The organism is Vibrio sp. KUL70, assembly GCF_059725515.1.
In genome coordinates this window covers 50,473-63,782 of sequence record NZ_AP045834.1, presented here as the reverse complement: position 1 = coordinate 63,782, position 13,310 = coordinate 50,473, and the positions used below count along the sequence as shown (strand labels likewise).

Annotated in this window: 10 protein-coding genes; 8 read left to right on the top strand and 2 right to left on the bottom strand. The window is 45.7% G+C overall.

Translation table 11 applies throughout. The annotated features are described in order from the left end of the window. The first annotated feature begins 203 nt into the window (after positions 1 to 203). From AC6I7V_RS00275 to AC6I7V_RS00265, 3 genes are all read left to right on the top strand, one after another. A complete protein-coding gene (locus AC6I7V_RS00275) occupies positions 204 to 1,043 on the top strand; it encodes a 23S rRNA (adenine(2030)-N(6))-methyltransferase RlmJ (protein ID WP_498011090.1) in 840 nt (279 codons plus the stop codon). 197 nt (positions 1,044 to 1,240) lie between these two features. Next, complete coding sequence (gene gorA / locus AC6I7V_RS00270) at positions 1,241 to 2,596, top strand: glutathione-disulfide reductase (protein WP_032551036.1); 1,356 nt, start codon at positions 1,241 to 1,243, stop codon at positions 2,594 to 2,596. Positions 2,597 to 2,731: 135 nt separating this feature from the next. Continuing rightward, entirely contained in the window at positions 2,732 to 2,980 is a 249-nt protein-coding gene (locus tag AC6I7V_RS00265; protein WP_032551034.1) for a DUF6482 family protein, read from the top strand. A gap of 78 nt (positions 2,981 to 3,058) precedes the next feature. Here AC6I7V_RS00265 and AC6I7V_RS00260 read toward each other — a convergent pair whose 3' ends face one another. Then, positions 3,059 to 4,300: an NADH:ubiquinone reductase (Na(+)-transporting) subunit B gene (locus AC6I7V_RS00260; RefSeq protein ID WP_498011089.1), complete on the bottom strand. Its 1,242-nt coding sequence runs from the start codon at positions 4,298 to 4,300 to the stop codon at positions 3,059 to 3,061. A gap of 341 nt (positions 4,301 to 4,641) precedes the next feature. Here AC6I7V_RS00260 and AC6I7V_RS00255 point away from each other — a divergent pair, with 341 nt between their 5' ends. The 5 genes from AC6I7V_RS00255 to AC6I7V_RS00235 all read left to right on the top strand — a co-directional run bounded on the left by AC6I7V_RS00255 (position 4,642) and on the right by AC6I7V_RS00235 (position 12,068). After that, positions 4,642 to 5,934, top strand: a complete 1,293-nt coding sequence (locus AC6I7V_RS00255) for a serine/threonine protein kinase (protein ID WP_498011619.1) — start codon at positions 4,642 to 4,644, stop codon at positions 5,932 to 5,934. A gap of 2 nt (positions 5,935 to 5,936) precedes the next feature. Continuing rightward, a complete protein-coding gene (locus tag AC6I7V_RS00250) occupies positions 5,937 to 7,373 on the top strand; it encodes a chromosome partitioning protein ParA (protein WP_498011088.1) in 1,437 nt (478 codons plus the stop codon). Further along, complete coding sequence (locus AC6I7V_RS00245; protein ID WP_261882333.1) at positions 7,373 to 7,945, top strand: ECF-type sigma factor; 573 nt, start codon at positions 7,373 to 7,375, stop codon at positions 7,943 to 7,945. Before AC6I7V_RS00250 ends, AC6I7V_RS00245 begins: the two co-directional genes overlap by 1 nt. A gap of 1 nt (position 7,946) precedes the next feature. Beyond that, complete coding sequence (locus AC6I7V_RS00240) at positions 7,947 to 9,491, top strand: hypothetical protein (RefSeq protein ID WP_498011087.1); 1,545 nt, start codon at positions 7,947 to 7,949, stop codon at positions 9,489 to 9,491. Positions 9,492 to 9,797: 306 nt separating this feature from the next. Continuing rightward, positions 9,798 to 12,068, top strand: a complete 2,271-nt coding sequence (locus AC6I7V_RS00235; RefSeq protein ID WP_498011086.1) for a putative Ig domain-containing protein — start codon at positions 9,798 to 9,800, stop codon at positions 12,066 to 12,068. Between the two features lie 62 nt (positions 12,069 to 12,130). Here AC6I7V_RS00235 and AC6I7V_RS00230 read toward each other — a convergent pair whose 3' ends face one another. After that, on the bottom strand, positions 12,131 to 13,156 hold the full coding sequence (locus AC6I7V_RS00230) for an SPOR domain-containing protein (protein WP_498011085.1): 1,026 nt from the start codon (positions 13,154 to 13,156) through the stop codon (positions 12,131 to 12,133). Between the last annotated feature and the right edge of the window lie 154 nt (positions 13,157 to 13,310).

Sequence of the window (13,310 nt, the reverse complement as noted above, 5' to 3'; positions counted from 1 at the left end):
GTGAGCTAATAATGACTGCGAATAGTTATTAAATAGTGTCCATAAGCGCAAATTTCAATAGTAGAACCAATAACTAACCGTTCACCCTCGCGACGACACCCGCATTTTGGGGAGAATTTATTAGCTAGTGCGGTATATAATGAAGACAGAATACCCACCGACACCAACCACACTCTATAGCGAGAGTGTTACGAGAGTTTAATTTGTTAAGTTATCGCCACAGCTTCCACGCAGGTAACCATGCCGATGTGGTTAAGCATATTGTACAAAGCCTTATTCTTAATTCACTGAAGCAGAAGGACAAACCTTTTGTCTATCACGATACCCACTCAGGTGTTGGTCGCTACGACTTGACTCACGAATGGTCGGAAAAGACCGGCGAATACAAACAAGGTATCGCAAGAGTTTGGGATCAAAAGCAGATTCCAGAAGAGATTCAAAGTTACTTAGACGCTATCGCCACCCTCAACAACGGTGAAAAACTGCGTTACTACCCAGGTTCACCACGTGTTGCTCGTGCTCACCTACGTGAACAAGATCGTATGGTGCTGACCGAGCTTCACCCAGCCGATCATCCACTGCTTGAGCAAGAGTTCCACCGCGATCGCCAAGTCTCTATCTACAAAGAAGATGGCTTCAAGCGACTAAAAGGCAGCTTACCACCAAAAGAGCGTCGTGGTCTGGTTCTGATCGACCCACCTTACGAGCTAGCGAAAGAGTATCGTGACGTCGTCAACGCCATTTTCCAAAGCCATAAACGCTGGGCAACGGGTATTTATGCTATTTGGTATCCTGTGGTTAACCGCTGCGATATTGAAGATATGATAGAAGGACTAGAAGGTCTCGGCATTCGCAAAATTCTGCAAATTGAACTGGGTGTATCCCCAGACACCAATGAACGCGGTATGACAGCTTCGGGTATGATAGTGATTAACCCACCCTGGCAACTGGAAAGCCAGATGAAAGAGATTCTGCCGTTCCTCAAAGACGCGATTGCGCCAGCAACTGGCCACTGGAAAGTCGACTGGATCGTTCCTGAATAACTCTGATTCCGTTTTCCTATCCTTTCATCGCTATTTGTCATAAGCAATGTCACTTTTTCCCATTTAGTAAATTGCTAGACTCGATTTATGATAGCAGCATAGGATAGGTAACAATTCATGTTGATAGCGTTGAGTTCACTCAGACGCACCCCAATGTAATGGTTATCAACAAAATTAATAAGCTCTTGGAGAAAGTAATGGCGACTCATTTTGATTATATCTGTATCGGCGGTGGCAGCGGCGGTATCGCATCAGCAAACCGTGCAGCAATGTACGGCGCAAAGGTTGCACTTATCGAAGCACAAGACCTAGGCGGCACATGTGTAAACGTTGGCTGTGTTCCTAAAAAGGTCATGTGGCACGGTGCTCAAGTTGCAGAAGCGATGAACCTATACGCAGAAGACTACGGCTTCGATGTAGATGTAAAAGGCTTCGACTGGAGCAAACTGGTTGAGAGCCGCCAAGCTTATATTGGTCGTATCCACCAATCTTACGATCGTGTTCTAGGCAACAACAAAGTTAATGTGATTAAAGGCTTTGCTAAGTTTGTTGACGAGAAAACGGTTGAAGTGAACGGTGAACATTACACAGCCGATCACATCCTGATCGCAGTGGGTGGTCGTCCTACGATTCCAAACATTCCAGGTGCTGAATACGGCATTGATTCAAATGGCTTCTTCGAGCTTGCAGAACAACCAAAACGTGTTGCGGTTATCGGTGCCGGTTACATCGCAGTTGAGATTGCTGGCGTTCTGCACGCACTAGGCACAGAAACACACCTATTCTGCCGTAAAGAGTCTCCACTACGCAGCTTCGACCCAATGATCATCGAAACGCTAGTAGAAGTGATGGACGCAGAAGGTCCAACGCTACACACTCATTCTGTACCCAAAGAAGTGGTTAAAGAAGCAGATGGTAGCCTAACTCTGCATCTAGAAAACGGTGAGAGCCAAAATGTTGATACCCTAATCTGGGCTATCGGTCGCCACCCAGCAACTGATGCGATCAACCTAGCATCAACGGGCGTTGAAACGAACGACCGCGGCTACATCAAGGTAGACGAGTACCAAACGACTAACGTTCCTGGCATCTACTGTGTAGGTGACATCATGGAAGGTGGTATCGAGCTAACACCAGTGGCTGTTAAAGCGGGTCGTCAGCTTTCTGAGCGCCTATTCAACGGTAAAACCAACGCGAAGATGGACTACGATCTTGTTCCTACTGTTGTATTCAGCCATCCACCAATCGGCACCATTGGTCTAACGACTCAAGAAGCTGAAGAGAAGTACGGCAAAGACAACATCAAGGTTTACACGTCTGGCTTTACTGCAATGTACACAGCAGTAACCAAACACCGTCAACCTTGTAAGATGAAGCTAGTATGCGCTGGCGAAGAAGAAACGGTCGTTGGTCTACACGGCATTGGCTTCACGGTTGACGAGATGATTCAAGGCTTCGGTGTAGCAATGAAGATGGGCGCAACCAAAGCAGACTTCGACTCTGTTGTGGCTATCCACCCTACTGGTTCCGAGGAGTTTGTGACGATGCGTTAATCGCTATCACAAGCATTCTCTAGACTTTGAAAAGCAGGCTTCGGTCTGCTTTTTTTATGTACCTGCTCTGAACTTTGCTCAAAATTTCAACGTAACAGACAAAGATTTTCTCTTAACGAAACATCGGAGTGTGTTATGAACCTACTGATTGAATCTTTTGAAGGCGGTATCTACCTTGCTTATCAAGTCACAGACCATAACCGTAGACTGGTGATGGACAGTGACCACCATCCAAAAAAGTTTATGAGCCTCAACCAAGTGCGTGATCACTTCAACGACCAATCAATCACGTCAGCCACCCTAATTCATAACAGCGCTTACGATGAAATGTGTGGTGAGCAGTGTGGCAGCGACATGCCACTCAGCGTTGATTTAAGATGGTGATTACCTATCCATCGCAAAACAATCAAATTGAAAAGAGGACTTATCATTAAGTCCTCTTTTTTCGCCTAAGCTTTCTCTCTAACGCGCCATGCGTCTATTTCTGCGCTTAATGTTGCCCTCACGAACGATGAAATCAAACAGTGGCGCAAACAGGTTAGCAAACAGTATTGCGAGCATAATGCCTTCGGGATAGGCTGGGTTGAGCACCCTAATCCCGATTGTCATCACCCCGATCAGAATACCGTAGGCCCACTTCCCTTTATTGGTAAAGGCTGCAGATACCGGGTCAGTCGCCATGAAGAAAGTACCAAAAGCCACGCCGCCAAGTACAAAATGCCAATAGAAAGGCATCGAGAACATGGCATTGGTTTCTGACCCTATCAGATTTAGCAAACTAGAAGTCGCTACAAGGCCAACAATCACCCCTGCGACAATCCGCCACGAAGCTATCTTCATCGCAATAAGCGCCAAACCGCTAAGCATGATTAGCAGCGACGATACTTCACCCATCGAACCGGGAATATTACCGACAAAGGCGTCCATCCAAGAAATTGACTCCCCGGTCATGTTATTCAGAAGTGCACTATTACCTCCCTCATACCATTGACTCAATGGTGTTGCACCAGAATAGCCATCAGCCGCTACCCATACTAAGCCGCCTGACATGTTGGCCGGATAAGCAAAATAGAGAAATGCACGCCCCGCAAGCGCTGGGTTAAGGAAGTTACGACCTGTACCACCAAAGATCTCTTTGGCAACCACAATACCGAAGGTGATACCTAATGCAGCTTGCCAAAGTGGAATCGTTGGCGGCAGTATCAAAGCAAACAGCACCGAACTAACGAAAAAGCCCTCGTTCACCTCATGCTTGCGCACAATGGCAAACAACACCTCCCAAAAGCCCCCTACAACAAACACGGTGGCATAAACAGGTAAGAAATAGAGCGCACCCAACCACATCTGGCTCAGCCAACCACTCGATGTGAGCGCTTCTGCGCTACCAAAGGCCCAAGCCAAGCGCCAGTTTCCCTCAATAACCGCTAACAGCTCTGCGCCAGAGTAAGTCGCACTCAATCCCATGACAGCTTGGTGACCGACGTTATACATACCCCAAAACATCGCAGGAAAAGTCGCTAGCCACACCATGATCATAATGCGTTTGAGATCGATGCTGTCTCGAACATGGGTTAGCCCTTTGTTCACATGACCGGGGGTATAGAATATGGTCGCGGCTGCTTCATATAAGGGGTACCACTTTTCGTACTTACCACCCGCTTCGAATTGAGGGGAGACACTCTCTATCCACTTCTTCAATTTCATATCTTTGTAACCTCATTTTAGTGAGTCACCAGCAATACGAAACAAACGGGGGTTGAGAGCAATTTCGATAACCTTCACCAATAAATACACCCTCATGCATTTACAGAATTTCAACTTCTAGATAGAAAAAGTAAGAATCAAATTTGGGGAGAAGATCACACGTTGAAATTTTCACCCGCTTTCTCAAAAATGCGACTCGTTAGCTCATTTTTTCATATGTAATTGATAAAAATGTCGAAAAAACATCAAAAACTCTTATAGAATGCCCAAATAATAAAAAACAAAAAAGATCAGTTGTGCAAAATAAAAGCAGTGGGTCCACTGAAGTTTTCTATCACCTCATGGATCTATCAGATAGAGAAAAACGTCTTTATCTAGAGCGATTAAAGGCTGAACAGCCCGGCTTATACCAGCAAATTATTCCTCTTGTGAACGAGGGACCATCAGAGCAGATCACATCGCTGTTCGGCTTCCACGCACAGCAAGCAACCGAAACAGAGTTCGACCTCACCAACACACTAGTCGACAAGTACCAGATCTCTCATGAACTGGGTCGTGGTGGTATGGGCATTGTTTACGCGGCGAGCCGGGCGGACAGAACCTTTGAGCAAGATTTGGCGGTGAAATTCATTCAGCCTGCCCTCTCGCATATCCTCGGGGAACATGCACTATTTCAAGAAGCGCAGTTGCTTGCTCATCTCAACCACCCTTGCATCGCCAAAGTGTTTGATGGTGGGGTCTATGAGGAGTCGGTCTACATCGTCATGGAACGTGTAGAAGGTGAGACGCTCTCACTGCATTTGCAGAATCGTATATTGAGTGAAAAGCAAAAGCTTAACCTCTTCAAAGAGGTGTGTTCCGCCATTGAGCACGCGCACCAAAAGCAGGTATTACACGCCGATCTCAAACCAGAGAACATCTTAATTGACCCGCTAGGTTCACCTAAGATTTTGGATTTCAACCTGACTCAAAAAGTTAAGCAACCAGTACCGGACAAAAACACCGACGCATCTCTGCTCACAGCTTACAGCAAGGCTTATGCAAGCCCAGAACAAGCTGCGGGACAGTTTTTAACTCAGCAAAGCGATATTTATTCATTAGGTAAAATTCTAGCGCTGATCTTCGATTCTTCACCCAACTTGGATATCGATCTTATTGTTGAAAAGGCGACACAAGATGAACCTAGTCGGCGCTATGCCAGTGTGGGCGAATTGCGCCAAGATATCGTCCGAATATTGGAGTGCAGACCTATCTCGCTCCGCGAGAAGCACCCGCTCCACACTCTATCCAAACTACTGAAACGTCGTCCAGTACAGAGTGCTCTCACTATTCTTTTATTGATTTCAGGCGCCTCCTTTTCAACCGCAATCTTCCACAAAAATCTGCAACTGCAAAAAGAGAAACAGGTTGCCGAGGAGATGATGTACGAGGTAACAAGCCTGCTGTTTCATGCTAAGGGCAGTGATGCTGCCAAAATGTCGGTGGGGACCATGCTCGAACTCACCAGGCGTCGCATACTTTCGAACCCAGATTTACCCAAAGACGTGAAGCAAAAAATGCTATTGGCGATGCTAACACCAGCACCCGAAAAATCCGTGACTAATAAAAACAAACCAAATTCATCCAGTAACTGATTATGAAAAAAGCTCTCTTACCTTGTATTGTAACGTGCGCTTTGAGCCTAAGCGCGCACGCTGAAAATAACCAATCTCTGACTGGGTACTTTATTGATTCGCCAGTTTCTGGACTCTACTATGAGACCAGCTCAAACCTCACCGGCACCACAGACAAAGGGGCGTTCCAATACAACTCCGGTGATATCGTGAGTTTCTTTATTGGCACCGATAACTCGGGCTACTTACTGACCACTCTATCTGGCCAAGAAGTCATTACACCAACGTTGTCATCGACGCGCCCAAGCCGCAGTATCAACATGACGCGCCTGTTGTTGTCGCTCGACGACACGCCGGAGCATCGCGATGAGATCATCTTAGCCAGTAAGGTGTTGTCGGACGTCGAGTTTCAAAAGAAGCTTAAGAAGCTAGATTTGAGCTACCTAGATGACCAAGACCTTGGTATCGAGTTGGTTTCCGTTAAGGAAGCAGCTGAGCATCTGAATCAGAGTCAGGAGTACATCAAAGACAACTTTGCCTCTGAGGAGATCATTTTCTCTCCAAAAGACAAAGTGCTGCACAACATCATCATCGCCAAAAAAGACTACGCGGGAAGAGCCTGCTTCTACGATTTGGCTCATCGCGCCAACCCAAAATATAAGGGGCCCATTGGCGAGCTAAGCTACCAGATTACCGACACTGAGCTGATTCAGTTCCCGGGAACGGGTGACTATTTCAACGGCTGTAACCTACTCCCTTACCACACACCTCAAGAAATCATCCGTGAACCATTATCCATCGGCGATGGCTGGACAGGCTTTACTAGCTGCGCACAAACAGGTTGCACCCGCCACGATCTAAGTGGCTTCTCAATCGAAGACTTCGACGATGAAGGGGACTGGAAATATCGAACGGTCGCTTTGGATTTCGATACCGAGACCCAACTCCTGATGGAAAAAACCCAAGGCTTGGGCCAAAAGGAGCACATTCGTCATGCTAACAAGGGTGAGATGATCTGGTTCACCTACACCAATGAGCGTGGTAACCACATCCCTTACGAAGGTGTCTGGCAACACACTCAATATCAGCACGCCGACATCATCACAGAGTGTCTATTGGTTAAAGATAAACGCGTTCTGTTAGGGCCTAGTGAATCTGAAGCCTGCCCAACAAACCACCAGCAATACACAAAGGATGTGACGGAAAAGTTTGGTGATATGTGGTGGCTAAGCAACCCAGATCCAACGGTATCCCTTGCTCAGATGAATGTTGCTGTTCGTTGGTACGACTCTGTACCTCAACAACATTTCACTGCGTGGGAATACTTGCCTGCAGGTAAGAACTGGGACCAAGGCATCCTCTATAGATTCAAACAAAAAATTTCGCTAAACCCAGATAAATCCCATAATATCAGCACCCTATCTGTTTCTGAGTTTACTAAAGTGAGGTCTAACAGCTAATGGAAGCAACAACTCCAGATATCACACAGATCATCCACCAATGGCAATCCGGCGACAAAAGCGCCGAAGCAGACCTGTATCAATTCGCTTACTTACAGCTTCGCCAGATCGCCCAGCAAGAGCGCACTCGTAGCGCACAGAAGTACGGCACTGATAACCAAGTGCTGAGTGACAGCATGAATAGCACCACCGCATTAATTCACGATGCCTACCTGAAAATATCCTCTTCAGATCTGCAATCAATCGAGAACAAAAAAGAGTTCTTTTTGATGGCAGCTAAAGTAATGCGCCAGATTCTTATCGATAACGCTCGTCATCTACAGGCACAAAAGCGCCAGCAAATGACGATGGTAAGCGACAATGACGGCGACAAGTTTGAGCAGTTTATGATGATGGATAAAGCCATCGATAACTTCAGCATCCACTACCCTCGCCAATCGCAAGCGCTAAAACTCAAGTATCTGATGGGGATGCGAAACCAGGAGATCAGCGAACTGCTTGAATGCAGTGCAAGCTTAATAGAGAAAGACCTCAAATTCTCCCGTTGTTGGTTACAAAGCAAACTGGTTTAACATGAAAAAGCGCCTCTGTTTTTTAGTTGTCTCTGGATGCGCGGCACTCGTCCTGCTGCCACCTTGGCTTGCATCTGAAGAAGTGAATGCTTCCCTACCAATCAAAGACAACACATCTGTCAGACAAGCTGCCACTGAAGCCTCGCAGAGCGTCGTTATCGATGCATCTGTGCAAAATCGCACATCCTCAACAACACGGATAGAAAGCAAAGCCGAGTCAACCCTATCAGAGGTGTCATTCCCATCGGCTACGTTCGAAAGCCAAACGGATCGATTTGAGGACCAAGCTGAGAAATTTTACAGTGATACCGAAACCTTGATTGTCGCTGACGACAAAGACCGCGCCAATCGCAACCAGAAACCACAAGTAAACCCAGCAGTACAGCAAAGTATTCAACATGAAATCAATCAATGGTCCTTTACCGAGAACTCTCCGATTAACTACTCGATTGATGTTACCGGCCTATTTGAAGATCCAGATGATGATTTACTGACAACACAAATTGCCGTCAATCATCCCAAGTTTTCGGTTTCGAATCTCGGCGGAAGAACAAGCGTGCAAGGCACTCCGAAAGCTGGAGAAGCACCGACACAACTGATTGCTCGAGCTAAAGATGATTATCACGGCTCAGAAGAAAGTGCTTGGGTTACCACACGCTTTTCACTTCCTTCTATGTCCTCAGGCTTAGAGGGGAACGGCTTACATCCTTTGATTGGCGAAACTTGGTATCGACTAGAGACCAACCATCAATTTGCCGGTAAGACGTACAACTACGAAAAGGTCTACTGCGAAGCCTTTAAGTTCATCAACGACGAAGTGTTCTTCGCCTCTTCGAGCAATCTCACTACCTGCCCGAATGAGCACGCTCTGCGTAAGGTCGGAAGCTATCATGTCGATGGCGATATCTTAGTTGTCTCTAGCAACCAGTCTATTTTTGATACCGACATGCGCTGGAAAATTTTGGAGACTTACCCAAATCACCCAACCTTCACTACCGCTTATGTCACTCAAGTTAAAATGGGCAATGAGTATGAAACTTACACGGTGGCCTCGAAAGCGCAAATAGAACAACGCATAAACACTGTGACAGGATTAGAAGCTCTGCAGCTAACACCACTCAACTATATGTATTTAGCTAACGATGGTCACTACTACCTAGGCTGGTATGGCATGCACCTAAGTAACGCTCAACAAACCAATCCAGCATGGCAAGATCGAATGGACGGTGACCTCAATGTTCAGTCATACAACACAACTGTTGTCTGCGAAGATTTACTCAGTAAGTTTGATTACTACTCCGTTGGCGGACAAGGGGTGTATGGCGACATCATTGGTCAAACCATCGGCGAAAATCTTGAGCCGATCGAGTGTGCCAAGCGTCCGCTAGGTCACCTTCAATACTCATACTTAGATGTCGATTTCTTGGAATTCGATGAGTTTAAACATGGCGAAGTATTTAGCATCATACTCCGCCCTAAGAAAGAGTGGCGTCATAAGGTTGAAGAGATGAAACTCAATGTTCGATATCTAGACCCCGACGCTTGATAGCGCCACAACACCTGCAAGCCGGCGCGAAAAGTATCAGTGTCGGCTTCAGGTCATCTGACACCCACTCCAGCGTTATTTCATCGATTGTTATTTCCTTCTCCCTTCTCAAGCATCACTTCCTACATAAAGTCTTAGTCATCCACCTTTTTCAAACAAAAATCGAATAAATTTTACGGTTTTTTTTTGATTTTACGTGCGTTGAAAACGTACTCAATCCCAAGTAAAACATTTATCTAATTGATATAAGCCTCAGAAAACAAAACAAAATAGGGCTTGGCTAGAGCTCTTTACAAAGGATATGAAATGAAAAAAGTTAGTTTACTAGCAGCGTCAGTGGCTTTCGCTCTCACAGGCTGTGGTGGTTCAGATGGTGATAGCTCTAGTGCTACTCCAAGTGGTGTTGTGATCACGGCTATCGATGGTTATCTAGAGAATGCACAAGTTTGGGTTGATACTAATAACAACTTCAAATGGGACTCAGAAGATAAGCAGCTTGATAGCAATACCGATGCAAACGGTGAAATTACTCTTCCAAATGAGTACAAAGACAACGCCATTTTTATCAAAGCAATTGCTGGCCAAACAATCGATAAAACTCGTGGCTTAGTCACATCCAACTTCGATCTCGCGGCTACCGCAGGCGCTACCGTTGTTAGCCCAATGACCAATATGGTTGTTGAGCAATTAGCGGCTGATGATACATTGACGCAAGAAGATGCCGAAAATAAAGTTGTTACGTCAGTTACAAACTCAGGCCTAACAGCCTCTCAAGATCTGATCTTTGGTGACTACATTGCTGATAGATCTGAGCAAGCAAAAGCACTCAATGCTATCGGTGAAAAGCTAGTTGATAACTCAGGCTTAGCTGTCGACAAACAACTAGAACTGACGGATAAAGTCGCAGGCGCAGCTCAGACAATCATCGAGAAAGAAGAGAGCCTAGAAGACTTCTCTCCGGTCGTAGAGGTTCCTACCGATGGCAACCCGATCACCGTAACTCCGAACTCTCGTCCTGTGGACAACAAGAATGGTGCACTAGAGAGCATCACGCTTGAGTCTTCAGACGTATGGGTAGAACTGAATGCTTCAGCTTACTTCCAAGACGTAGAGAACGATACATTAACGTTCGAACTCAAAGAGCTCGCTAATGATCTCAATGGACTAGTGATCGATAGCGATACAGGTATTATTAGTGGCGACCTTACTAAGGCTGGCACTTACAATTACCAAATCTTCGCAAAAGATGCTCATGGTGCATTGTCATACCCTCTGAATCTTAAAGTCACAAAGTTGGCTGATAACCTAGCTCCAGAAATCGACACAGAAGAACAAAACAGGCTACAAAGTGTGATTAATGGCTGGCAACTTCAAGAAGGTGAATTGTTCAACCAAACTATCGACTTAGCCGGCTTATTTAACGATACAGATGGCGCTATTGTTAAGTATCGTTCTGGTGGACTGACTATTGATGGTTTAACCATTACCCCAACGGAAGACACAAGTTCAATCGTTACTATTTCAGGCACACCAAGTAAGTCATACCCAGCAGGACAAACTTTCAATGTCGGTGGTGTGGATGACGATAACGAACCAACCTACGTAACGTTTACTCTGCCGGAAGTATTAAAAGGCACCCCTGTAGAGCCACCAGTATCTGAACTGGGCTTCACTCAAGCACACTTTGATAAAGGTGGCGTGTGGCAAATGGGTAGCTTTGACTACGGTGACGGTGAGTTCGCATTTGCATCACTTCGCATGGAAGCGGGTCAACATGTACTATGTTGGGCTTCAGAAGATGACGCTGACAGCACAATCAGTCGTAAGGGCTGGATGGAAACATTTGATTACCAAGCTGCAGAATACAAAGCAAATAACGGTAACGTCATTGGTGGCGATGACTGTATGCCAGCAAAACTCAATACTGATGGCACATTAGAAGTTGAAGGTGACGAACCAGGTTCTGTAACCACTATCTCTATGGTTTACCAACACATTACCGAGAACAATGACTACCAGATCATCATGACTTTGGATGAGGGTAATATTGTAGAGCTATTCTGGTTAGACTCAACAGAAGACAGCACTGGCTCAATCTACAACACCTTTGCTTACCCTAGTCCATCAAATCGTCCAGTAGGTGACCAATACACAGAATACCTTCTGATAGATGATGCGACAGCTTACAATAAAATCGATCCTTTGCTTGATCAGTTTGATTACACAGTTACCAAAACATCAGGCTTTGATTCAGAAACAGTCCTAGCTGAAGGCACCTACCGTGTATCATCCGTTAGCTTCCCAGACGAAGGTTGGTCTGGTAACTGGGTATATGAAGAAGTGCCACCTACCGGCGGTCTATCGTATGTTGGACTTCCTGAGTTCAATGAGGATGTAAACCGTGACATTCTACGTCGTTACTTCACCTACCGTGACTTCGGCGATGTACAGATCGGCGTTGGTGACAGCGACAAAGACGCACAATGGGGACGTGATTTGAATGACTTCGGCTTTTTCTTCATTGCATCAGAAGATAAAGAGATCATTAAATCCATTCATGATGCTTGGATTAAATAACGAGCTATAGAATATGAACAAGCCCCGCTCTCGCGGGGCTTTCGTCTATTTGGTGTATCCGGCTACTTCACACACATCACGTTGAGAAGTGATGAGCCTTTAAGTTGAGTAATATTGCCATTGGTAAAGAGGCCTTTCTTCTGTGCCCCCCAGTAAGGTAGATGCATTGGCCAATCTTTTTGCTCCATCACTTTTGAGTTCAAAATAGTTTGCCAATCTTTTTCACTCAACAGCCCCATACCTAAGCCATTGCACGTCTTTTGCGCTTGGTCGTAATCCAAACGGCTCCAAGGTTTGCCTTGTTCCATATAAAACTGTTGTTGACCATCAAGAATGTAAGGAACAGCGTAGGTCTTACCTGAAACAGAAGCGCTTAAACGTACCTCGACCTCGGTATCACTGCTGTTTTTCGAATTATCTGGTAGAGATTGGATTGCCATCGACCCAGTAGAAACAGGTTTGCTTACAGCTTTAGGAGCAGGAGCCTTAGGTGCTGGCGCAGAAGCTTTGGCAACCGCTGCCGTCGCAGGTGCTTTTGCCGCAGTGCGCTCTACAGGTTGCGCTTCCACTCGAGCTTTAGGAGCGGTCATTTTATCCGCTTTTGCAGTCGCGGCAGCCAGTGGTGCAACATTAGTTGATTGAGATTTATCAACCATGCGGATAAAGGCTTCTTTGTAGCCCGATACCTTCCTAACCTGAAGCAACTCTTTACGTGCATCCGCATAATTGGAGTAAGGGCCAATCAAGCAGCGGTAGTTACCTTGTTCTGGCTTCATCCATACATTGGTCGAGATATTTTTATAGATAGGTTTCGCTTTCTTTAGCGGCAGTGGGTCATTGAGCAGGCCACACTGAACCCAGAAAAGGTTACTTTCTGAATGAGTTTTGGGTGCTTTACTCCCCCATATCCCTTTACCGATTGGACAAGAAGCTTCTAACTGAGGTAGTTGATCTGCACTGGCTTGAGTCGCATCACAAAGCACCGACTCTGCATTCACATAACCAGACAATGACGCACCAACTGTGAACAGTGCTAAACCTAACCCTTTACGAGAACCTCGACATACTGCATTTATTGTCAATTTCATACCCATCACTCAACCCTCAGGGGTAAAATTATCACCGACTTAATATCGATAATAAATGAATTCCATTTTAGACATTATTGACTAGATCAATAACTCATAGTTCCTAAACTATAAGCAAAAAAAGAGCCGTAATTACTTACGGCTCTTAGTTTAG